The organism is Flavobacterium sp. UBA7680, assembly GCF_002482975.1.
Taxonomy (GTDB): Bacteria; Bacteroidota; Bacteroidia; order Flavobacteriales; family Flavobacteriaceae; genus Flavobacterium.
In genome coordinates this window covers 29,799-51,290 of sequence record NZ_DLHA01000021.1, presented here as the reverse complement: position 1 = coordinate 51,290, position 21,492 = coordinate 29,799, and the positions used below count along the sequence as shown (strand labels likewise).

At 34.2% G+C, this 21,492-nt stretch carries 22 protein-coding genes, 1 pseudogene and 1 riboswitch; of the genes and pseudogenes, 8 read left to right on the top strand and 15 right to left on the bottom strand.

The genetic code is table 11. From position 1 onward, the window contains the following. Nucleotides 1-110 precede the first annotated feature (110 nt). Nucleotides 111-2,261 (top strand): TonB-dependent receptor, encoded by a 2,151-nt coding sequence (locus B3C18_RS08435; RefSeq protein WP_291145318.1) that lies wholly within the window; start codon nucleotides 111-113, stop codon nucleotides 2,259-2,261. A gap of 44 nt (nucleotides 2,262-2,305) precedes the next feature. Here the strand turns inward: B3C18_RS08435 and B3C18_RS08430 are convergent, their stop codons facing one another. Continuing rightward, nucleotides 2,306-2,719, bottom strand: a complete 414-nt coding sequence (locus B3C18_RS08430; RefSeq protein ID WP_291145315.1) for a Rieske (2Fe-2S) protein — start codon at nucleotides 2,717-2,719, stop codon at nucleotides 2,306-2,308. A gap of 155 nt (nucleotides 2,720-2,874) precedes the next feature. Between B3C18_RS08430 and greA the strand changes: the two are divergent. Continuing rightward, nucleotides 2,875-3,349 (top strand): annotated as a pseudogene (gene greA, locus B3C18_RS08425) (transcription elongation factor GreA). A 52-nt stretch (nucleotides 3,350-3,401) separates the two neighbouring features. Next, complete coding sequence (locus B3C18_RS08420; protein ID WP_291145312.1) at nucleotides 3,402-3,791, top strand: HIT family protein; 390 nt, start codon at nucleotides 3,402-3,404, stop codon at nucleotides 3,789-3,791. A 129-nt stretch (nucleotides 3,792-3,920) separates the two neighbouring features. Here B3C18_RS08420 and B3C18_RS08415 read toward each other — a convergent pair whose 3' ends face one another. Further along, entirely contained in the window at nucleotides 3,921-5,075 is a 1,155-nt protein-coding gene (locus tag B3C18_RS08415; protein ID WP_291145309.1) for a sensor histidine kinase, read from the bottom strand. 161 nt (nucleotides 5,076-5,236) lie between these two features. Here B3C18_RS08415 and B3C18_RS08410 point away from each other — a divergent pair, with 161 nt between their 5' ends. From B3C18_RS08410 to B3C18_RS08395, 4 genes are all read left to right on the top strand, one after another. Then, nucleotides 5,237-6,112: a flavin reductase family protein gene (locus B3C18_RS08410; protein WP_291145306.1), complete on the top strand. Its 876-nt coding sequence runs from the start codon at nucleotides 5,237-5,239 to the stop codon at nucleotides 6,110-6,112. Nucleotides 6,113-6,142: 30 nt separating this feature from the next. After that, entirely contained in the window at nucleotides 6,143-6,514 is a 372-nt protein-coding gene (locus B3C18_RS08405; protein ID WP_291145304.1) for a DUF3127 domain-containing protein, read from the top strand. Between the two features lie 283 nt (nucleotides 6,515-6,797). Then, nucleotides 6,798-7,436 carry a leucyl/phenylalanyl-tRNA--protein transferase gene (gene aat / locus B3C18_RS08400; protein ID WP_291145301.1) on the top strand — a complete coding sequence of 213 codons (639 nt, stop codon included), beginning with the start codon at nucleotides 6,798-6,800 and terminating at the stop codon, nucleotides 7,434-7,436. 2 nt (nucleotides 7,437-7,438) lie between these two features. Next, nucleotides 7,439-8,233 (top strand): MOSC domain-containing protein, encoded by a 795-nt coding sequence (locus tag B3C18_RS08395; RefSeq protein ID WP_291145298.1) that lies wholly within the window; start codon nucleotides 7,439-7,441, stop codon nucleotides 8,231-8,233. Here B3C18_RS08395 and B3C18_RS08390 read toward each other — a convergent pair. The 10 genes from B3C18_RS08390 to B3C18_RS08345 form a co-directional block, all read right to left on the bottom strand. Continuing rightward, nucleotides 8,230-8,940: a HesA/MoeB/ThiF family protein gene (locus B3C18_RS08390; protein WP_291145295.1), complete on the bottom strand. Its 711-nt coding sequence runs from the start codon at nucleotides 8,938-8,940 to the stop codon at nucleotides 8,230-8,232. The two genes, B3C18_RS08395 and B3C18_RS08390, sit on opposite strands and share 4 nt — an antisense overlap. A gap of 65 nt (nucleotides 8,941-9,005) precedes the next feature. Further along, nucleotides 9,006-10,118, bottom strand: coding sequence for a 2-iminoacetate synthase ThiH (gene thiH / locus B3C18_RS08385; RefSeq protein WP_291145292.1), 1,113 nt, complete (start codon nucleotides 10,116-10,118; stop codon nucleotides 9,006-9,008). 156 nt (nucleotides 10,119-10,274) lie between these two features. Continuing rightward, nucleotides 10,275-11,051, bottom strand: a complete 777-nt coding sequence (locus B3C18_RS08380) for a thiazole synthase (RefSeq protein WP_291145289.1) — start codon at nucleotides 11,049-11,051, stop codon at nucleotides 10,275-10,277. Beyond that, nucleotides 11,032-11,670, bottom strand: a complete 639-nt coding sequence (locus tag B3C18_RS08375; RefSeq protein ID WP_291145286.1) for a thiamine phosphate synthase — start codon at nucleotides 11,668-11,670, stop codon at nucleotides 11,032-11,034. The genes B3C18_RS08380 and B3C18_RS08375 overlap by 20 nt, the downstream gene beginning before the upstream one ends. Continuing rightward, the gene (locus B3C18_RS08370) at nucleotides 11,663-12,415 is read right to left on the bottom strand and encodes a hydroxymethylpyrimidine/phosphomethylpyrimidine kinase (protein WP_291145283.1); all 753 of its coding nucleotides are present in this window, start codon (nucleotides 12,413-12,415) and stop codon (nucleotides 11,663-11,665) included. Before B3C18_RS08370 ends, B3C18_RS08375 begins: the two co-directional genes overlap by 8 nt. Further along, nucleotides 12,373-12,987: a thiamine phosphate synthase gene (locus B3C18_RS08365; RefSeq protein ID WP_291145280.1), complete on the bottom strand. Its 615-nt coding sequence runs from the start codon at nucleotides 12,985-12,987 to the stop codon at nucleotides 12,373-12,375. The genes B3C18_RS08370 and B3C18_RS08365 overlap by 43 nt, the downstream gene beginning before the upstream one ends. 23 nt (nucleotides 12,988-13,010) lie before the next feature. Next, nucleotides 13,011-14,834 carry a phosphomethylpyrimidine synthase ThiC gene (gene thiC / locus B3C18_RS08360; protein WP_291145277.1) on the bottom strand — a complete coding sequence of 608 codons (1,824 nt, stop codon included), beginning with the start codon at nucleotides 14,832-14,834 and terminating at the stop codon, nucleotides 13,011-13,013. A gap of 147 nt (nucleotides 14,835-14,981) precedes the next feature. Next, a complete protein-coding gene (thiS, locus tag B3C18_RS08355; protein WP_056208122.1) occupies nucleotides 14,982-15,188 on the bottom strand; it encodes a sulfur carrier protein ThiS in 207 nt (68 codons plus the stop codon). A gap of 88 nt (nucleotides 15,189-15,276) precedes the next feature. Then, nucleotides 15,277-15,373, bottom strand: a riboswitch (TPP riboswitch). A gap of 98 nt (nucleotides 15,374-15,471) precedes the next feature. Beyond that, nucleotides 15,472-16,032, bottom strand: coding sequence for a DNA-3-methyladenine glycosylase I (locus tag B3C18_RS08350; protein WP_291145270.1), 561 nt, complete (start codon nucleotides 16,030-16,032; stop codon nucleotides 15,472-15,474). 14 nt (nucleotides 16,033-16,046) lie between these two features. Beyond that, on the bottom strand, nucleotides 16,047-16,712 hold the full coding sequence (locus B3C18_RS08345) for a queuosine precursor transporter (RefSeq protein WP_291145268.1): 666 nt from the start codon (nucleotides 16,710-16,712) through the stop codon (nucleotides 16,047-16,049). 162 nt (nucleotides 16,713-16,874) lie between these two features. Here B3C18_RS08345 and B3C18_RS08340 point away from each other — a divergent pair, with 162 nt between their 5' ends. Next, nucleotides 16,875-18,938, top strand: a complete 2,064-nt coding sequence (locus B3C18_RS08340) for a M3 family metallopeptidase (protein WP_291145264.1) — start codon at nucleotides 16,875-16,877, stop codon at nucleotides 18,936-18,938. A gap of 65 nt (nucleotides 18,939-19,003) precedes the next feature. Here B3C18_RS08340 and tsf read toward each other — a convergent pair whose 3' ends face one another. The 3 genes from tsf to rpsI all read right to left on the bottom strand — a co-directional run bounded on the left by tsf (nucleotide 19,004) and on the right by rpsI (nucleotide 21,448). Then, nucleotides 19,004-19,966: a translation elongation factor Ts gene (gene tsf, locus B3C18_RS08335; RefSeq protein ID WP_291145260.1), complete on the bottom strand. Its 963-nt coding sequence runs from the start codon at nucleotides 19,964-19,966 to the stop codon at nucleotides 19,004-19,006. A 136-nt stretch (nucleotides 19,967-20,102) separates the two neighbouring features. Beyond that, nucleotides 20,103-20,885, bottom strand: coding sequence for a 30S ribosomal protein S2 (rpsB, locus tag B3C18_RS08330; protein ID WP_121326891.1), 783 nt, complete (start codon nucleotides 20,883-20,885; stop codon nucleotides 20,103-20,105). A 176-nt stretch (nucleotides 20,886-21,061) separates the two neighbouring features. Then, entirely contained in the window at nucleotides 21,062-21,448 is a 387-nt protein-coding gene (gene rpsI, locus B3C18_RS08325) for a 30S ribosomal protein S9 (protein ID WP_017497947.1), read from the bottom strand. Between the last annotated feature and the right edge of the window lie 44 nt (nucleotides 21,449-21,492).

Here is a 21,492-nt window from a genome sequence, read left to right as displayed (position 1 = left end):
TGCTAAGGGAAAAAACGACAATTTCAGTGTGAATACTTTGTTTTGTCGTGAAACACATTTATTAATTTAACAAAAGAATAATTCCCCCTTTTATTCGTAATTCTTTACGAATGAAAACTATTTTTGAAGGTACTAAGGTATTAAGTTGCAAAGGTTCTAAGTTGAACCAAAAATCTATTTTCTTTATTCTATTCTCTATTTTCTTTACTTTTTACTCTTTCGGACAGGAACAAGACTCAACTCAAGTAAATCAGCTTGATAATGTTTTGGTTTCGGCAGTTCGTGTTACGGCTAAAACTCCGGTTACGTTTAGTAATATGGATAAAAAGGAAATTAAATTCAGAAATCTTGGACAGGATATTCCTGTTTTAATGAATTATTTGCCATCTGTTGTTACAACTTCTGACGCAGGAGGAGGAATTGGTTATACCGGAATCCGTGTCCGCGGAAGCGATGCTACAAGAGTAAACGTAACCATAAATGGAATTCCTTATAACGACGCTGAAAGTCAGGGAACTTTTTGGGTAAACATGCCCGATTTTGCTTCTTCTGTAGAAAGCTTACAATTACAGCGTGGAGTAGGAACTTCTACTAATGGTTCTGGAGCTTTTGGAGCAAGTTTAAATATGTTGACAGATAGTTATGCATCTAAACCAACTGGAGAGATCTCAGGTTCGTTTGGAAGTTTTAATTCTCAAAAAGAAACAGTAAAATTCAGCACTGGTCTGCTAAATGATCATTTTGAATTGGCAGGACGTTTGTCCAGAATTAAATCTGATGGTTATATTGACAGAGCGAGTTCGGACTTGAAATCATATTTTTTGCAGGGAACTTATGTTGGAAAAACAACTTTAATTAAAGCCTTGGTTTTTGGCGGTACAGAGAAAACATACCAATCCTGGAACGGAATTGACGGTGAAACTTTAAATTCAGACCGTACTTTTAACTCTGCAGGAATGTATACAGATGAAGCAGGAAATGTGCGTTTTTATGACAATGAAACTGACAATTATAAACAAGATCATTATCAGTTACACTGGAGCGAATCTTTCTCTGATAAATGGAGTACTAATTTAGCTTTGCATTATACAAAAGGGCAGGGCTACTATGAAAATTATAAAGAAGATGCCGATATGGCTGATTATAATTTAAATCCTGTTGGAGCAATTACAACCACAGATTTGGTACGTCAAAAATGGTTAGATAATGATTTTTACGGAACTACATTTTCAGCAAAATATAAAGATGAAAAACTAGATGTTATTCTTGGCGGCGGCTGGAACAAATACGAAGGCGATCATTACGGAAAAGTAATTTGGGCAAGAAATTCAGCACAGTCAGAATTAGGAGACCATTATTACGATGATTTTTCTACAAAAACCGATGGAAATATCTTCGCAAAAGCAAATTATCAGTTTACAGAAAAACTAAGCTTTTATGGCGATTTACAATATAGAAGAGTACAATATAAAGCAGATAGTCCAGAGACAGGTTTAGTTGATGATACTTTCAATTTCTTTAACCCAAAAGCGGGTTTGAACTACGAAATCAATCAAAAAAACACCTTGTATTTTTCATATGCTCGTGCGAATCGTGAACCAAACAGAACGGATTACGAAGGCGGAAATGTAAAACCGGAAAAACTTAATGATTTTGAATTAGGATGGAGATTTAATTCAGAGAAATTTCAATTGAATTCGAATTTCTATTACATGGGTTACAAAGACCAATTAATTTTAACGGGAAGATTAGATGATGTTGGAGCGCCAATTCGTGCCAATACTGAAAAAAGCTACCGTTTAGGATTTGAATTTGATGCTACAATCTCGCTTTCAGAAAAATTTATTCTTAGACCAAATTTTACACTTAGCAGTAATAAAAACGTTGATCTTGCAGTTGAAGGACAATATTACGGAACAACAAAAATTGCTTATTCGCCAGAAGTTATTGCCGGAAATATAATTGTGTACAGTCCAATTAAGAGTTTGTATATTTCTTTATTGCAAAAGTATGTGGGCGAACAATACATGAATAATATCGAATTGCCAGAAGCTAAACTGGCTGATTATTTTGTAAACGATTTGAATGTTTCTTATGAAATAAAACCAAAATCAATCTTTAAATCAATTACAATAACAGGGTTGGTAAATAATATTTTAGACAAAAAATATGTTTCAAACGGAGCAATGTGGGATATTTATCCCTATTACTATCCGCAGGCAGGAATTAATTTCTTAGCCGGATTAACATTGAAATTCTAAAAAATAAAAAGCCTGAAATTTAAACTTTCAGGCTTTTTTTATTTCTAATTGTAAACGTGAATCACAGTTCCGGTTACTTGTACTTTATATTGTTTTAGCGGATATTCTTTTCCTCCAAGTCCGGTAAATAAACTGTAAGAAGTTTTATCACACGAACACGCGGCATTTATACCATCAATTGTCATGGCAACGCAAGAAGTTATTTCCTGATTTGGACACGCTGCATCAAATGCATTATAACCGCTTCCTGCATTAAAAATAATAATTCCTTTTGCTCCGTAATTAGGAACAATAACAGCATTACTTACAAATTTAAGATTTGAATAAGCAGGCAGGTTCATGTCTACAGACAAATTAACGGTGTAATTAGGTATGTAAGGATTTTTATTACTGCGTTCGTGGTCGCTGCATGCCAAAAGCACAGAAACTAAAAGAATTAAGAGCCAGATTTTTTTCATTATTTTAATAAGAATTAGTTAAACAAAAATAATTTATTTAGATTTGATTTTTATATGATTAACATATAATTATGTACTATTAAAAATAATAGTATATTTGTAATACAAAATCCCGTCCCGATGGGATTTTTTGTATTTATATAAACGATGAAGTTATGAGTAAAGTATCTTATNNCAGCAGAAGGATTAAAAAAATTAAAAGATGAGTTGGAGCATTTAAAAAGTGTAATGCGTCCAAAGGCATCTCAAGATATAGCAGAAGCAAGAGACAAAGGTGATTTATCTGAAAACGCCGAATATGATGCAGCAAAAGAAGCGCAGGGTTTATTAGAAATGAGAATTGCTAAACTGGAAGAAGTATATTCTAACGCAAGATTAATTGACGAATCACAATTAGATGTTTCAAAAGCATTGGTGCTTTCTAATGTAAAAATTAAGAATCAAAGCAACGGAATGGAAATGAAATATACACTTGTTGCAGAAAGTGAAGCAGATTTAAAAACAGGAAAAATTTCTGTAACTTCTCCTATTGGAAAAGGTTTGTTAGGAAAATCTGTTGGCGAAGTAGCAGAGATTACAGTACCAAACGGTGTTTTGAAATTTGAAATTTTGGAAATTTCAAGAGACTAAGTCATTGCAAGGAACGAAGCAATCACACTATTAAGATTTTAAAGATAAAATAATGAGCAGCATATTCACTAAAATAGTAAACGGAGAAATTCCTGCATATAAAATTGCTGAAGATGATAATTTTTTAGCTTTTTTAGATGTAAATCCAAATGCTAAAGGACACACACTTTGTATTCCGAAACAAGAAATCGACAAGATTTTTGATATGGATGATGAACTGTATTTAGGTTTGATGAAATTTTCTAAAAAAATTGCCGCTGCCCTTGAAAAAACGGTTCCTTGCAAAAGAATCGGAATTGCAGTTGTAGGATTAGAAGTTCCTCATGCACACGTACATTTGATTCCATTAAATCATATGGACGAAATGCGTTTTCAAAATAAAGTTTCTCTTTCAAAAGATGAATTTGAAGCTTTAGCAAAAGACATTCAGGCAAATCTTTAAAAATAACTGTCAGACTGAGCGAAGTCGAAGTCCGAGTTAAGTTTTAAAAGAGGTTTCGACTTCGCTCAACCTGACATAAAAAAACACCAATTCAGAATATGAGTTGGTGTTTTTTTTTATTTCTATTTTTTAAAGAGGCTCAACTATTTTATAACTGATTTGAAAAGTAGTTCCTTTTCCAATTTCAGAATGTAAAACCTTGATATTTCCGTTGTGATATTCTTCGACAATTCTTTTCGTTAAAGAAAGTCCTAAACCCCAGCCGCGTTTTTTTGTTGTAAAACCGGGTTCAAAAATAGTTTTGAATTGTTTTTTTTGAATTCCGCTTCCAGAATCTTTTACATTTATTTTTACGTGATGAGAATCCTGCTCAATCGAAAGTTCTAAACTTCCTTTTCCTTTCATGGCGTCAATTGCATTTTTGATCAGGTTTTCAATCGTCCAGCTGTGAAGCGTTGGATTAATTAAAGTAAAAATAAGTTTTTCAGGAGCCTGATAGGAGAATAAAACTTGTTTAGAAAAACGAGATTGTAAATATTCGTAAGTATTTAAAGTCTCGCTGACAATATCATAAGGCTCTAAAACAGGAATGGAACCAATTTTAGAAAAACGATCCGTAATAGTTTGTAATCGATCAATATCTTTTTCTATTTCCAATGTTATAGATTGATCAATTTCTTCGGTTTTTAAAATTTCAACCCAGCCAATTAATGAAGAAAGCGGTGTTCCAATTTGATGTGCAGTTTCTTTTGCCATTCCTGCCCACAATTTGTTCTGTGTCGCCATTTTAGTGCTTTTGTAAAAATTATAAATTAAAGCAACAAATAAAAATATAATCAGCAATAAGGCAATTGGGTAATATTTTAGTTTATTCAGCAATTCAGAATTACCATAATACAAATGTTGATATTTTCCCGGAGCATATTCAAACGTAATGGGTTCATTTTCATTTTTTAAATTCTTCAGGAAATTTTTTAATTTTTTCTTGTCATTAAGAATATCATCAGGAACGTTTTTAGAACTTACAACATTGCCATAAAGCATTACTACGGCAGGAATTGAAGTATTGTTGCTGAAAATTTGAAGCGGAAGATCAACATCGGTATTTTCGTCTGCATTAACAATTGTAATTTGCGCATTCGCAAAAAGGTTCATTTTCAGACGTTCTTCATTTTTAAAAATCTGGAAAAAAGTATAAGTATTCCAAAGAATCAAAGTAATGATTGAAAAGGAAATAATAATGATGACCCAGCGAGTTGTATTTCTACTTTCAGAAAAACGCATAAATTAATTTTTGAGGTATAAATATAACGAAATTAACACATTTTATATTTTGCAGGGCTTTAAAAGTTTTTTTGGTTTTATCTTCAAAAACTATTTCCATGAATTGAACGATTTCTCTACTTTTGTACGACCGAAATGAGGTTCGGTTAAACTAGAAAATTATGATTAGCATCAATCCAAAAGAAATTACAACGCCGCAGCTGCACGCCTATCTGCAAAGTTCGGTAGGGCCGAGACCAATTGCTTTTGCAAGTACAATAAGCGAAAAAGGAATTCCAAACTTATCTCCATTTAGTTTCTTTAATGTTTTTAGTGCTAATCCGCCAATTCTGGTTTTTTCGCCATCAAGACGCGTGCGCGACAATACTGTAAAACATACTTTAATTAATGCTGAGGAGACAAAAGAAGTTGTTATTAACGTCGTAAATTATGATTTGGTACAGCAGACTTCGTTAGCAAGTACAGAATATGGAGAAGGTGTAAACGAATTTATCAAAGCAGGCTTAACGCAGATTCCGTCAGATTTGGTAAAACCGTATCGCGTAAAAGAATCTCCGGTTCAGTTTGAATGCAAGATAACGCAGATTATTCCGTTAGGAACAGAAGGAGGAGCAGGAAACCTGATTTTGTGTGAAGTAGTAAAAATTCACATTCACGAATCAATTTTAGATGAAAACGGAGCGATCGATCAGCATAAAATAGATTTGGTTTCAAGACTTGGAGGAAATTGGTATTCAAGATCGAACCAAGGGCTTTTTGAAGTGCCAAAACCGCTGACAACTTTAGGTGTTGGTGTTGACGTAATTCCGAATTTTATCAAGGAAAGCCCTGTTTTTAACGGGAATGACCTTGGGAAATTAGGAAATATCGAAGCCTTGCCTACAAAGGAAGAAGTTAGTATATTTGTGAAGGAAAATTTTTCTGTAAAAGGAGTTTTAAGCTCAGATGATCAGGAAAAGGTACACTTAGAAGCCAAAAAATATCTGAATAATGATGATATAGAATCGGCATGGAAAGTGCTTTTAGCTAAAAAATAAGAATAGAAACAACAATTAATATAGACGAAGATGGAAGTTATAGGAAAAGTAAAAGTGGTTAATCCTGAGCAGCAAGTTAGTGCTTCATTCAAAAAAAGAGAATTAGTAGTTACTACTGATGAGCAGTATCCACAACACATTTTAATCGAATTTACACAAGATAAATGCGATTTATTAAGCAGCTATAAACAAGGAGAGGCAGTAAAAGTTTCTATCAATTTAAGAGGAAGAGAATGGGTTAATCCACAAGGAGAAACTAGATATTTCAATAGTATTCAAGGTTGGAGAATCGAAAGATTAGCGCCAGAAGGACCAGGACAAACTCCTACAGTTCCTGCACCAGAAGCTTTTGCTCCAGCTACAAATTTAAACGAAGACGAACCAGACGATTTGCCGTTCTAAGAAAGTTTAAATTTCAAAACATAAATTCCAAATTCCAATTCATTCGCTTGAACTTGGGATTTGGAATTTTTTGTATAAAATTTAAGCACAAAGGTTGTCATTTCGACCGAAGGGAGAAATCGCACACGAAACTCGTCAAAGATTGTCGATTCGCTTTGTAGAATTACTCGTGCGATTTCTCCTTACGTCGAAATGACAAGATTGCGGAAGTTTGGAATTTGGAATTTCAGTATTGAGATTTCAATTTATTGGAATTTGTAATTTTAAAAATTGAGTATTAAAAATGTATTACTTATTCGAAGATCTATTTTTTCCTCCAGTTTCAGAAGCCGATGAAGAAGGCATTCTGGCAATTGGCGGTGATTTAAATCCAGAGCGACTAAAACTAGCCTACAAAAGCGGTATTTTTCCTTGGTTTAATGAAGGAGAACCCATTATTTGGTGGGCCCCGGATCCGCGTATGGTTTTGTTTCTGGATGAGTTAATTGTCTCTAAAAGTATGCGTAACATTCTGAACAGAAATATTTTTACGGTTACTTTTAATACACGTTTTAAAGAAGTAATTTTAAATTGTCAAAAAATATTGCGCGACGGTCAGGACGGAACCTGGATTTCTGATGAAATGATCGAAGCATATTGCGAACTTCATAAAGAAGGAATTGCAAAATCTGTTGAGGTTTGGCAGGATGAGGTATTAGTAGGCGGTTTATACGGAATAGATTTAGGCCATGTTTTTTGTGGTGAAAGTATGTTTTCTAAAGTGTCAAATGCTTCAAAAGTGGGATTTATATCTTTAGTAAATCATTTAAAAAAAGAGAATTATAAATTATTAGATTGTCAGGTTTATAATCCGCATTTAGATAGTTTAGGATGTCGCGAAATTGATCGTGACGAATTTATGTCCATTTTAAAAAGTAAATAAAAATGAGTGCAGTTCATGTTGTAAAAGAAATTTACATTTATCCGATAAAAAGCTTAGCAGGAATCAGTGTCCAATCTGCTCTGGCCGAAGAAATGGGATTTGAAAATGACCGAAGATGGATGTTAATTGATGCTGAAAATCAAATGCTGACGCAAAGAGAACATCGCATTATGAGCCAGTTTTATCCACAAATTTTAGACGGAAAAATCAGTATTACTTTTCAGGATCAAAAGCACGAATTTTCTATAAACGAACATTTAGAAAACGCTATAAAAGTGAATGTTTGGGATGATAAAAGTGAAGTTGTTGAGGTAAATCATGCCACTTCAAAATGGTTTAGCCAGCATTTGGGTTTTGAATGTAAACTGGTCAAAATCCTAAAAATTGGAAGTCGCAAACATGAAAGCTCCAGATTAAAAGAAACTTTTAATGTAAGTCTGGCCGACGGTTACCCGTATTTATTAATTGGATCAAAAAGTCTTGATTTTTTGAATGACAAACTCGATGAAAAAATTACAATAAAAAGGTTTCGTCCCAATATTGTAATTAGCAGTCAAAGTGAACATGAAGAAGATGATTTTAATACTTTTAAGATTGGGGAAGTTCAATTTAAAAATGTAAAACCTTGCGGAAGATGTATTATGGTTAATAATGATCCGGAAAACGGACGTTTAAAAAAAGAGCCTTTAAAAACCTTAAGCAAATACAGAAATGTAAATAATTCCGTTTTATTCGGGACTAATATCGTGAGTTTAAATTCTGGAAATATTAAGGTTGGAGACGCACTTATTTTCTAGAAATTCAGTTTTGTAAAATTCCAGTTCAGCGTATTAAAAAGAACTAATTCGTTTTTTAAAGTAGGTAATTCTAAAATTAATTTAAGTGCTTCGTGCGCCATCATATTTCCAATAATTCCGGGTAAAGTTCCCAAAACGCCATTTAAATCACAATTCGGAACATCTTTTGGATCAGGCATTTCTGGAAATAAATTTCTAAGATTTTTACTTCCGTTGTGATTGAAAACGGCAATTTGTCCTTCAAATTTTAAAATACTTCCGTAAACTAAAGGCTTGTTAAGTTGAACGCAAGTATCATTGACCAAATAACGTGTTGTAAAATTATCTGAGCCATCCACAATTATATCATATTGCTGTATAATTTTTGATGCATTTTGAGAAGTTAATTTTTCCTGAATGGCCTCGACTTCAATTAACGGATTCAGCTTTGAAACAACATCTTTAGCCACAATTGCTTTAAATTGACCAATTTCATTTTCAGTATATAAAATCTGTCTGTGCAGATTATGAATTTCGATCGTATCAAAATCCATTATTCCGATAAAACCCACTCCGGCAGTTGCAATATATTGTAAAATAGGACAGCCCAAACCGCCTGCACCAATTACTAAAACCCGTGCCTTTTTTAGTTTTTCCTGGCCTTCATCGCCAATTTCTGGAAGAATAGTTTGTCTGTTGTAACGGAGGAATTCTTGTATAATGCTCACTTTGCAATTTTAGATTGTTGATTTTAGATTTTAGATTGGAATTTGGGATTTAAAATATTGGAATTTTAAATAAAGCTTTTGCTCCAGTCCTTCCAAACTGGTTCATATCCGGCATCTTTTATAATTTTTGAAATTTCATCTGCAGAACGTTCATCGCTGATTTCGAATTGTTCCAAAGATTGTGGATCAACAACATAACCACCCGGATTTGTTTTAGATCCGGCACTCATACTGGTAACTCCAATTGGAATTATGTTGTTTCTGAATTTTTCGTTTTCTCTCGTTGAAATCGAAATTTCTAAATCTTCATTCCACAAACGATAAGCGCAGATTAATTGTGTCAAATCTTTATCGTCCATAATAAAATTAGGTTCAATAATTCCTTCGGCGGGACGGAGGCGGGGAAAGGAAACCGAATATTTCGTCTGCCAGTATTTTCTTTGAAGATAATCTAAATGTAAAGCATTGAAAAAGCTGTCAGTTCTCCAGTCTTCTAAACCTAATAAAACGCCTAGACCAATTTTATGAATTCCTGCAGTGCCAATTCTATCAGGAGTTTCAAGCCTATAATCGAAATTTGATTTCTTGCCTTTGGTATGATATTTTTTATAAACTTCCTGATGATACGTTTCCTGATAAACTAAAACCGAGTATACTCCGGCGTTATGTAAACGTTCATAATCTTCGGTAGAAAGCGGCTGGACTTCAACAGAAATAATCGAAAATTCTTCCCGAATTAAAGCAATTGCATTTAAGAAATAATTGATATTAACGGTATAATTTGCTTCGCCTGTAACCAATAAAACGTGATCAAAACCTGTGTTTTTTAGAGCTTCAACTTCAAGCTTTATTTCAGCATCAGAAAGTGTTTTTCGCTTGATTTTATTGTCTAAACTAAAACCGCAATATGTACAGATATTTTGGCATTCGTTGCTTAAATATAACGGCGCATACATTTGGATTGTTTTCCCGAAACGTTTCTTGGTGATTTCATGGCATTTCTGTGCCATTTCTTCTAAATAATTTTGAGCAATAGGGGAGGTCAAAACCAAAAAATCATCGAGATTGAGTTTGGTTTTAGCCAAAGTTCGCTCGACATCTTTTGATGTGGTTTGGTATATTTTAGATTGAATAATATCCCAATTATATTGCTCAAAAATTGATTTAAATGTGTTCATTTTGAATGTTTTTTTTTACCGCAAAGTGCGCTAAGAATACGCAAAGTTCCCTAAGCTTTGAGTTCTTGTTTTTAACAAAAAGTCCACAAAGCTTTGTGAACTTTGCGAAAAAACCTTGCGTTCTTTGCGTTAAAAAACTCTTTGCGCTTAAAATTATTAATCATATAAAAATGAAGTCAAAGGACTAGAAGCAGCAGCATAATTTTGCTGATTAGCAATTCGAGCTTCAAAGGCTTTTCTTCCTGCTATTACTGCTTCTTTAAAAGCTTCGGCCATTAATTTTGGATTTCCGGCAACGGCAATTGCAGTATTAACCAAAACAGCATCGGCACCAATTTCCATTGCTTTTGCAGCGTCAGATGGAGCGCCAATTCCAGCATCGACAATTACAGGAACATTACTTTGTTCAATTATAATTTCTAGAAAATCAATGGTTTTTAAACCTTTATTGCTTCCAATTGGTGAACCTAAAGGCATCACGGCAGTTGTTCCTGCACTTTCTAAATGTTTGCATAAAACAGGATCAGCGTGAATGTATGGCAGAACAAAAAAACCAAGTTTAGCCAATTCTTCCGTAGCTTTTAAAGTTTCAATAGGATCTGGCATTAAATACTTTGGATCCGGATGAATTTCCAGTTTTACCCAATTTGTTTCAAGTGCTTCACGAGCCAATTGAGCAGCAAAAACAGCTTCTTTTGCATTTCTCGCTCCGGAAGTATTCGGCAGTAAATTAATATTCGGATGCTGTAAATGCGAAAGGATAGCATCGGTTTCAGTTTCTAAATCAATGCGTTTTAAAGCAACAGTAACCAATTCACTTTCCGAAGCTAAAATCGCTTCTTCCATTTCTTTGTTTGAACCAAATTTCCCTGTTCCTAAAAACAAACGGGATTTGAAGCTTTTATCTCCAATATTAAACAATGACGTTTGCATGTAATTTTTCCTTTAATTGTTTAATTAGTATTTTTTTCTCTGCACTTTCTGTAATGATTCCAGAAACGGCAATTCCGTGAATTCCGGTTTCCATTAATGGACTCACATCTTTTAATGTAATACCGCCAATAGCATAAACCGGAACTTCGATTTTATCCTTTTTCATTTTTTGGAGAATCTCGAAATATCCTGATAACCCTAAAATCGGACTTAGTTTTTCCTTTGTAACCGTAAATCTAAAAGGGCCTAAACCAATATAATCACAGCCATTTTTGACATGATTTTGAATATCTTCAAAAGTATTAGCCGTTCCTCCAATAATTTTTGTTGCTCCTAAAATGGCTCTCGCTTCATCGATTTTCATATCGGTTAAACCTAAATGAACTCCGTCTGCAGCAATCTGCTCAGCGAGATGCAGATCATCATTTATAATAAAATTAGCCAGATACTCTTCGCATAAAGGTTTTACCTTCTCTGCTACAGCAAATGTTTCTTTGTTGGTTTGATTTTTAAAACGCATTTGTACCCATTTACAGCCAGCATCAAGCGCCTGATGAATATTGTACAGTTGTTCTTTGCTGGTTTCGCCTTGTGAAATGTATTGCAATTTGTTATACATAGTGATATCCAATTAATGTTGAACTTGAACTCAGGTAGTTTTCGATATATATTTTAGCATTTTTACAGGCTTCTGTTATATTTTGATTTAAGGCCAAATTAGAAGTAATTGCAGAAGAAAGTACACAGCCGGAACCGTGTTTTTCAAAGCATTTTTTATTAGTTGGAAGCAAATCCAAAACTTCATTTTTAAGAAATAAAAGATCAGTTCCTATAGCTGATTCGTTATGCCCGCCTTTTAATAAAATATTTGTTGGAATTTCATCTTTCGGATGAAGATTCTTTGAAATAAACCCCGGAAATAAAATCTCAATTTCATTGTAATTCGGTGTAATTAAATCAATTTCAGACAACATTTTATGTAAATCAGAATAATCTTTAATGTCCATAAATTCAAATTTTGTTGTCGATCTAAGAACAGGATCCCAAACAATTTTAGTTGAGGGAGAAAGCATTTTTATCGTCGAAACAATTCGGTTTAAATCGTACAAAGAAGAAACAATTCCAATTTTAACAGCATTGATTTTATAATTTAAAAAGAACGTTTCGATTGAACGAATAACAAAACTCAAATCTGTCCATTGAATCTCATAAAATGTATTTTCGGTCTGAATCGTGTTGGCTGTTGTAATAGCAAAACCGGTTACTTTATGCTGTTCAAAGGTTTTGATATCTGCCAAAATACCCGCGCCGCCAGACGGATCTAAACCTGCGATTGTAAGTACGAAAGGACGATTTGCTGACATAATTTAAATTGTTTTATCGGGTTTTCATTATTCCAAATTGTTCCTAAAAGAGTGATATCATCAAATCCATTTTTCATTGTTTTTTGAATGTTTTGAGAATCAATTCCGCCTAAAGCAATCACTTTTGTCTTGTGATTTTTTCTAGATTTTAATGCTTCAAAAAGATCTGTTTTTGGCTCATAATTTTCCTTTGAAATACTTTTAAAGACAGGGCTTAGAAACGCATAATCAAAATCATTTTCTAACGAATTAAAATCTTCTATAGAATGTGTTGATGTGGAAAAATTACACCTACAAGGTTTTGGAAACCTTGCAGGAAAATCATGAATGCGGTTTCTTTCTTTTTCAGAAAAATGAATTCTGTTAATTCCAAAATCTTCTGCTAACAAATGATAATTATGCAAGACAATTCGATCTCTAAATTCTAAGTCAATTTGATGAATAAACTGCGCCATTTCCAATTCAGAAAAATCAGGTTTCCGAATATGAAGCAAAGACAATCCTTCTTCAAATAAAGAATGAATTATTTTGATTTCATCTGCAACAGCAAAAGGATTAGAGATCACAACCATATCTATATTCTTTACTCTATTTTCTAAATATAAATCTCTTTCCCCTGCTCAATAAACTCTTCTGATTTCTCCTGCATTCCTTTTTCTGCGGCAGCGACATCTCTAATTTCCTGAGATATTTTCATAGAGCAGAATTTTGGTCCGCACATTGAACAGAAATGAGCCACTTTTGCACCGTCGGCAGGAAGCGTTTCATCGTGGAATTCTCGTGCTGTATCTGGATCTAAAGCCAAATTAAACTGATCTTCCCAACGGAATTCAAAACGAGCTTTACTCAATGCATTATCTCGATATTGCGCTCCCGGATGACCTTTTGCTAAATCTGCAGCATGAGCCGAAATTTTATAAGTGATGACACCATCTTTTACGTCTTTTTTATTGGGTAAACCAAGATGTTCTTTTGGAGTTACATAACACAACATCGCACAGCCGTACCAGCCAATCATTGCAGCACCAATTGCCGATGTAATATGATCGTAACCCGGTGCAATATCGGTGGTTAAAGGGCCTAAAGTATAAAATGGAGCTTCATGACAATGTTCTAATTGTTTGTCCATGTTTTCTTTAATCATGTGCATCGGAACGTGTCCCGGGCCTTCAATGAAAACCTGAACATCATGTTTCCATGCAATTTTGGTTAATTCACCTAAAGTTTCTAATTCGGCAAATTGTGCAGCATCGTTAGCATCGGCAATAGAACCCGGACGTAAACCGTCTCCTAAAGAAAAAGCAACATCATATTGTTTCATGATTTCGCAGATTTCTTCAAAATGAGTGTAAAGGAAGTTTTCTTTATGATGAAATAAACACCATTTTGCCATAATTGATCCGCCGCGAGAAACGATTCCAGTAACACGATTTGCAGTTAAATGAATGTAACGAAGTAAAACGCCAGCATGAATGGTGAAATAAGAAACGCCTTGTTCTGCTTGTTCGATTAAAGTATCTCGGAAAATTTCCCAAGTTAAATCCTCGGCAATTCCTTTTACTTTTTCTAAGGCCTGATAAATAGGAACTGTTCCAATTGGAACTGGGGAATTACGAATAATCCATTCTCTGGTTTCATGAATATTTTTTCCTGTAGATAAATCCATAATGGTATCAGCACCCCAACGGCAAGCCCAAACGGCTTTTTCAACTTCTTCTTCAATACTCGAAGTCACTGCGCTGTTTCCGATATTGGCATTAATTTTTACTAAGAAATTACGACCCACAATCATAGGTTCGCTTTCAGGATGATTGATATTGTTTGGGATTATGGCTCTTCCGCAAGCTACTTCTGCGCGAACGAATTCTGGAGTGATTTTGCTTTTTGGTGTATTGGCTCCAAAACTATGACCGCCGTGCTGGCATTGCATGGCTTTAGTTTGTTCGTTTAAAAGCTCAATGCGCTGATTTTCTCGAATCGCTATATATTCCATTTCCGGAGTAATAATTCCTTGTTTGGCGTAATACAATTGCGTTACGTTGGCACCTTTTTTAGCACGTTTTGGCTGATGTAAATATTCAAAACGAAGATGATTCAGGCTTTCATCACGTAATCGGCTTTGTCCGTAATCTGAAGTGATTTCACTTAAAATCTCAACATCATTTCGATTTAGAATCCAACTTTCGCGTAAGCGTGGTAATCCTTTTCGAATATCAATTTCAATATTTGGATCTGTATATGGACCAGAAGTGTCATAAACCGTTACAGGCGGATTTTTTTCGATTCCACCGTTTGAAAGTTTCGTGTCGCTAAGATGAATCTCACGCATTGCCACTTTTATAGGATGAATTTCACCATCTATATATACTTTTTTAGAATTCGGAAATGGGGTTCTGGATATTTGTTCTTCTGTAGTCATATGTCTAGTTGTTTTTTGTTTCAGGTTTAAAGTTTCAAGTTGATATGGATTGTGTTTTAACGCATTTTTTTCCGTAGAGACGCACAGCAGTGCGTCTACGTCCAGTATATAATTGGAATTTGGATTTTATTTTTTGGGATTTGAATTTCACCCGCCCTGCGTGGCAGAAATAATCAAAATTTCGTCAGTTTCTTGTACGAGGAATTCGTTCCATTTGATTTTTGGAACAACAGTGTTGTTAATAGCAACGGCGATTCCGTTTTGTTTGTGCGGAATTTCGAGATCGAGCAATGATTGAACGCTTAGCGATTCAGCATTGAAATGTTTAGTTTGTTGATTGATTTTTAGTTCCATTCCTTCTGAGTTTAGAGTTTTTTACAGATGCATTGCGATGCATCTCTACTCTAGGAATGGCTACAAGAACGCATAAAAATATGCGTGCAGAAGTCATCTTACTTTTCCCTACGCTAGTATGAACTAGATCAGGTTCAGAGGGTAAAATCTCAGCCTACAAGTTGTAGACACCCCTAAAGTGTGAAGCAAATATATGTAATTTTTGTTTAAAAGCTTAAGGTTTCAAGTTTCAGGTTCAAAAAAACTGAAAACTGTCACTGAAAACTGCGACTGCGACTGTACACTATTTTGTTCTCGTCCAGCAGTTTTCAATATGATCATTGACCATTCCGGTGGCCTGCATGTGAGCGTAAATAACGGTTGAACCCACGAATTTGAAACCTCGTTTTTTTAAATCTTTGCTGATAGCATCTGAAAGCGGAGTTGTAGCCGGAACATCTTTTAAAGTTTTTGGATTGTTATTGATAGGTTTTCCATCGGTGAATTTCCAGATGTAATCTGAAAAACTTCCAAATTCTGCCTGAACTTTCATAAAAGCCTGAGCGTTTGAAACGGCTGCTTTTATTTTTAATCCGTTTCGAATAATGCCTGTATTTTGCATTAATTCTTCGATTTTATCTTCAGAATAATTGGCAATTTTTTTATAATCGAAATGATCGAAAGCATTTCTGAAATTCTCTCTTTTATTTAAAATGGTAATCCAGCTTAATCCAGCCTGAAAAGTTTCTAAAATTAAAAACTCAAATAAAGATGCATCATCATAAACAGGAACGCCCCATTCTTCGTCATGATATTTTTTGTATAAATCACTGGCTGAGCACCAGCCGCATCTTATTGGTTCCATTTTTTATAAATTAATTATGATTCATTATGGGTAGAATCTTGGTCTAAATATTTTTTAATCAAATGATGGCCGGCATAAATGGCAGGCGTTAATAAAATAGCGATCGATAATTTAAACGTATATCCGATTAATCCAGACGAAATAAAAGTGTCAAAATCAATTTTACCCGGAAGCCAAAAAGCAATTCCAAGTACAATGAAAGAATCAAACAATTGAGAAATTACAGTAGAACCAGTTGCTCGTAACCATATTTTCTTTTCTCCGGTTCTTTTTTTGAAAAACCAAAAAATCCAAACATCGATTAACTGGGATACCATAAAAGCAACTATACTTCCGAAGATAATCCACATACTCTGTCCAAAAACGGCTTGAAACTGCTCGTCGTTAACTGGACTAATTCCTTTTGCTGCCGGAATTACAATCGCCATAAATAAAATTAAAAAAGCATATGCGATTAAACAAGCGGTTATGAAAGAGAGTTTTTTTACTCCTTTTTCACCAAAGTATTCATTAATTAAATCGGTAGTTAGAAAAACAATCGGCCAAGGCAAAATTCCTATACTCATTACAAAAGGACCAATCTGAATTAATTTTCCTCCAATAAGTTCAGCCACAACGGCATTCGTGATAAATATTCCTGATAGAACTACAAAGACAATTTCTTTTCGGGTTTTAAACATGTTATTTTGGTTATGATGATTCAAATTTAAACTATTTCTTCAAATGTTCGAAATGGATTAATGAGTTCGTTTGAAGTTTGCTTTTGATTGGTTAATTTTGAGATACTGTGATATTTTCTTTTTGGAAATTATTTAAGCATAAAATTATTAATGCATTTTATTATGAAAACACAAATAGATTTAAATAATCCGTTACTTCAGGAATGGTCCGGTGCTTATGGCGGAGTTCCGGATTTTACAAAATATAAAATCTCTGATTTTAAACCTGCAATTGAGTTTGCTATTCAGGAAAAATTAGAGGAGATTGATGCAATTGCAAACAATGCAGAAGAGCCTACTTTTGATAATACGATTGTGGCTTTAGAGCTTTCGGGCGAAAAACTGGACAGAATTCATGCTGTTTACGGAATTTACAGATCCAATTTAAGCAGTCCTGAATTTAATGTAGTTGATACAGAAATGTCTCCAAAACTGGCAGAGATTAGTGATAAACTTTATCAAAACGATAAATTGTTCCTGAGAATTGAAAAACTGTATAAAGCTGCCGAAAGTAAAACGTTAAATACTGAACAACAGCGTTTGCTCTGGCTTTATTATACCGATTTTGTTCGAGAAGGAGCTGAATTAAATGAAGAAGATAAAAAGGAAGTCGCGAGAATTAATCAGGAACTTGCCGGACTTTTTACACTTTTCAGCCAAAAATTATTGGCAGAGGAAAACGATCAGTTTTTGGAATTAAAATCTGAAAATGATTTGGATGGTTTGCCTGAGGAATTTAAAAATGCAGCAATTGCTGAAGCCAAAGAAAGAAAACTGAATAGTTTAGCTAGTATTGGTAATACAAGGTCTTCGATAGAACCGTTTCTGACTTTCTCAAATCGAAGAGATTTACGAGAAAAAGCATTTGATATTTTTGTAAAACGCGGTGATAACAAGAATCAAAATGATACTAATGAAACGCTGGTTTCAATTTTACAATTGCGTGCGAAGAAAGCCAAAATATTAGGTTTTAAAAATTTTGCTGAGTGGAGTTTGTCTAATAAAATGGCTAAAGACCCACAGAAAACTTTGGATTTAATGGAATCGGTATGGAAACCAGCTGTTGAAAAAGTGAAAAATGATGTTGCTGCAATGCAGGAAATGGTAAATAACGAAGGCGGAAATTTTAAAATTCAGCCTTGGGATTATCGTTATTATGCAGAAAAAGTGCGCAAAGCAAAATATGATTTAGACCAAAATGAGATAAAACAATATCTTCAGTTAGAAAATTTACGTGAAGCCATGTTTTGGGTTGCGGGCGAATTATTTAATCTAGGATTTAAACAATTATTTGATGTTCCGGTTTATCATCCTGATGTTCGCGTTTGGGAAGTGAATAATATGAATACAGGCAAATTAATCGGACTGTGGTATTTTGATCCTTATGCACGTGTTGGTAAGCGTTCTGGAGCGTGGATGAATTCGCATAGAGATCAGCAAAAAATAAAACAAAACGTACTGCCTATCGTATCGAATAACTGCAATTTTATAAAAGGAAATAGTGATGATCCGGTATTGATTTCGTGGGACGATGCTACAACTTTATTCCATGAATTTGGGCATGCTTTGCACGGATTATGTTCAAATGTTACTTATCCGAGTTTGTCGGGAACTTCGGTTGCGAGAGATTATGTTGAGTTTCCTTCGCAATTACTGGAACATTGGCTGGCAACTCCGGAAGTGTTGAATAAGTTTGCAGTTCATTATAAAACAAACCTGCCATTATCAGAATCTTTGGTTGAAAGAATAGAAAAAGCGGCTAATTTTAATGAAGGTTTTGCAACTGTTGAAACGATTTCGAGTTCTTTTGTAGATATGAAACTGCACTTAACGACAGAAACTGTAGATCCGCATCAATTTGAAAAAGATGTTTTGGCAGAAATTAATATGCCTTCAGAGATTGTGATGCGACATAGAATTCCACAATTTGCTCATATTTTTTCAAGTGACGGATATGCAGCGGGATATTATAGTTATTTATGGGCCGACGTAATAAATGCCGACGCTTATGAAGCTTTTCTGGAAGCAGACGGGCCTTATGATAAAAAAGTGGCAGAACGTCTTTATGAGATTGTTTTAAGTGTTGGGAATAGTGTAGACAATGAAAGTATGTATGAGGATTTTAGAGGTCATGCTCCAAAATCTGGTGCTTTGATGCGCGCGCGAAATTTTCCTGTTGAAAGTTAAAAACTGAAAATAAAAAAGCCCGAATAAATTAATATTCGGGCTTTTTATATTGAAATAATAATATATTAACCTAAAGTAACTCTTTTGAAACCTGTAATTTCAACGTTGTATCCTTTAACGTAATCACCAACTTTTTTACTATCGTCTTTGATAAAGTTTTGATCTAACAAAGCTTTTTCTTGATCTAAAGTAGTGTTGTCAGAGATAAAACGCTGTACTTTTCCTGGGATAATTTTGTCCCAAATTTGCTCTGGTTTACCTTCAGCTTTTAATTCAGCTTTAGCATCTTCTTCAGCTTGTTTTAAAACTTCTTCAGTTAATTGAGAGAAAGAAATATATTTAGGAACATTTTTTAAAGTTTTTCCTAAACGTTTTGCTTCTTCATTATCTTTTTCGATTACAGCAATACGAGCAACAAGTTCAGATTCAACGAAAGCTGGATCAAAATCTTTGTAAGATAATGTATCAGCTCCCATAGAAGCAACTTGCATAGAAACATCTTTAGTTAAAACGTCAGCATTAGGAATTGCAGTAGAAATTGCAGTTAATGCAGCAATTTTGTTAACGTGAACATAAGATCCAACGAAAGCACCTTCTAAAATTTCAAAACCACCGATTTCGATTTTTTCACCGATAACACCAGTTTGCTCGATTAATTTTTCAGCAACAGTAATTCCGTTGAAATCTGAAGCTAAGAATTCTTCTTTAGAAGAGAAGTTGATAGCTCTTTCTACTAAATCTTTAGCCAAAGTTACGAAAGCCTCATTTTTACCTACGAAATCAGTTTCGCAGTTTAAAGTGATGATCGCTCCTTTAGTGTTGTCAGCATTAACAAAAGAAACAGCAGCTCCTTCAGAAGACTCACGGTCAGAACGGTTAGCAGCAACTTTTTGTCCTTTTTCTCTAAGGACTTGTATAGCTTTATCGAAATCTCCATCAGCTTCAACTAAAGCTTTTTTACAGTCCATCATTCCGGCACCTGTAGATTGTCTTAATTTATTTACGTCTGCAGCAGTAATTGTTGCCATAATATTTTGAATTTTAATGTTAAAAGTAAAAATTCCATCTTTTAAATTCTAAACTCCAATTTTATTAAATTATCAACATAACGTTTTTAATTTTGGTTTGGATTTTAGAATTTAAAATTTGGAATTTAAATTTGATTTATTCTTCAGTTGCAGGAGCAGCCTCAACAGCAGGAGCAGCAGCTTCAGCAGCAGGAGCTTCTTCTGTGAAAACTTCAGCTTCTTTATCAGAACCTCTGTCAGAAAGACCTTCGATTACAGCAGCAGTTACTAAAGATAAAATTTTGTCAATTGATTTAGAAGCATCATCATTTGCAGGAATAACGTAATCAACCTCTCTTGGGTCAGAATTCGTATCAACCATTGCGAAAACTGGAATGTTTAATTTTTGTGCTTCTTTTATTGCGATGTGTTCAGCTTTGATATCTACTACGAACAATGCTGCAGGTAGTCTAGACATATCAGCGATTGAACCTAAGTTTTTCTCTAATTTAGCACGTAGACGATCAACTTGCAAACGCTCTTTTTTAGATAACGTCATGAAAGTACCATCTTTCTTCATTTTATCAATAGAAGACATTTTTTTAACTGCCTTTCTGATAGTTACGAAGTTAGTTAGCATTCCACCAGGCCATCTTTCAGTGATGTAAGGCATGTTTGCAGCCTTTGCTTTATCAGCAACGATGTCTTTAGCTTGTTTTTTGGTAGCCACGAATAAGATTTTTCTACCTGATGCAGCGATTTTTTTCAAAGCTTCGTTAGCTTCTTCAATTTTAGCTGCAGTTTTATATAGATTGATAATGTGAATACCATTACGCTCCATATAAATGTAAGGGGCCATGTTTGGATCCCATTTTCTAGTCATGTGTCCAAAGTGAACACCTGCTTCTAGTAAGTCTTTTACTTCTATTTTGTTTGCCATTTTTGTACTAGTTTACGTTCTGTTGATTAGCAATGTATAAATGGCGATTTCTCTGGCTTTATACATTTAGATGCTAAACTATATCCTACCTCGATAGGAGAGCAACAATAACTGTGTTTTTTAATTTCAATAAATAATTGATAATGTCTTGTCCCATTTGAACAAGACAGGTAATATTAACGTTTAGAGAATTGGAATCTCTTACGAGCTTTCTTCTGACCGAATTTCTTACGTTCAACCATTCTTGGATCTCTTGTTAATAAACCTTCTGGTTTTAAGATAGCTCTGTTTTCGATGTTCACTTCACACATTACACGTGCTAATGCCATTCTTACAGCTTCTGCCTGACCAGTTGAACCACCTCCGTAAACGTTTACTTTTACATCAAAGTTACTAGCATTTTCTGTCATAGATAATGGTTGTAAAACTTTGTATTGTAAAGTTGCAGTTGGAAAGTAAGTTGCGAATTCTTTTTTGTTTACAGTGATTTTTCCTGTTCCTTCAGAAACATATACACGTGCAACAGCGGTTTTTCTTCTACCGATTTTGTGAATAACTCCCATTACTTAAGATCGTTTAGGTTAACAGTTCTAGGTTTTTGAGCTCC

Excerpts from the sequence above, each read along its gene's own strand:
- rpsI (WP_017497947.1), bottom strand. The coding sequence starts at position 21,448 with ATGGGAGTTATTCACAAAATCGGTAGAAGAAAAACCGCTGTTGCACGT.
- aat (WP_291145301.1), top strand. The coding sequence starts at position 6,798 with ATGTATTACTTATTCGAAGATCTATTTTTTCCTCCAGTTTCAGAAGCC.
- B3C18_RS08415 (WP_291145309.1), bottom strand. The coding sequence starts at position 5,075 with ATGCGTTTTTCTGAAAGTAGAAATACAACTCGCTGGGTCATCATTATT.
- B3C18_RS08340 (WP_291145264.1), top strand. The coding sequence starts at position 16,875 with ATGAAAACACAAATAGATTTAAATAATCCGTTACTTCAGGAATGGTCC.
- tsf (WP_291145260.1), bottom strand. The coding sequence starts at position 19,966 with ATGGCAACAATTACTGCTGCAGACGTAAATAAATTAAGACAATCTACA.
- thiC (WP_291145277.1), bottom strand. The coding sequence starts at position 14,834 with ATGACTACAGAAGAACAAATATCCAGAACCCCATTTCCGAATTCTAAA.
- B3C18_RS08405 (WP_291145304.1), top strand. The coding sequence starts at position 6,143 with ATGGAAGTTATAGGAAAAGTAAAAGTGGTTAATCCTGAGCAGCAAGTT.
- B3C18_RS08350 (WP_291145270.1), bottom strand. The coding sequence starts at position 16,032 with ATGGAACCAATAAGATGCGGCTGGTGCTCAGCCAGTGATTTATACAAA.
- thiS (WP_056208122.1), bottom strand. The coding sequence starts at position 15,188 with ATGGAACTAAAAATCAATCAACAAACTAAACATTTCAATGCTGAATCG.
- B3C18_RS08345 (WP_291145268.1), bottom strand. The coding sequence starts at position 16,712 with ATGTTTAAAACCCGAAAAGAAATTGTCTTTGTAGTTCTATCAGGAATA.
- B3C18_RS08410 (WP_291145306.1), top strand. The coding sequence starts at position 5,237 with ATGATTAGCATCAATCCAAAAGAAATTACAACGCCGCAGCTGCACGCC.
- B3C18_RS08380 (WP_291145289.1), bottom strand. The coding sequence starts at position 11,051 with ATGCAAACGTCATTGTTTAATATTGGAGATAAAAGCTTCAAATCCCGT.
- rpsB (WP_121326891.1), bottom strand. The coding sequence starts at position 20,885 with ATGGCAAACAAAATAGAAGTAAAAGACTTACTAGAAGCAGGTGTTCAC.
- thiH (WP_291145292.1), bottom strand. The coding sequence starts at position 10,118 with ATGAACACATTTAAATCAATTTTTGAGCAATATAATTGGGATATTATT.
- B3C18_RS08365 (WP_291145280.1), bottom strand. The coding sequence starts at position 12,987 with ATGGTTGTGATCTCTAATCCTTTTGCTGTTGCAGATGAAATCAAAATA.
- B3C18_RS08375 (WP_291145286.1), bottom strand. The coding sequence starts at position 11,670 with ATGTATAACAAATTGCAATACATTTCACAAGGCGAAACCAGCAAAGAA.
- B3C18_RS08420 (WP_291145312.1), top strand. The coding sequence starts at position 3,402 with ATGAGCAGCATATTCACTAAAATAGTAAACGGAGAAATTCCTGCATAT.
- B3C18_RS08430 (WP_291145315.1), bottom strand. The coding sequence starts at position 2,719 with ATGAAAAAAATCTGGCTCTTAATTCTTTTAGTTTCTGTGCTTTTGGCA.
- B3C18_RS08395 (WP_291145298.1), top strand. The coding sequence starts at position 7,439 with ATGAGTGCAGTTCATGTTGTAAAAGAAATTTACATTTATCCGATAAAA.
- B3C18_RS08435 (WP_291145318.1), top strand. The coding sequence starts at position 111 with ATGAAAACTATTTTTGAAGGTACTAAGGTATTAAGTTGCAAAGGTTCT.
- B3C18_RS08370 (WP_291145283.1), bottom strand. The coding sequence starts at position 12,415 with ATGTCAGCAAATCGTCCTTTCGTACTTACAATCGCAGGTTTAGATCCG.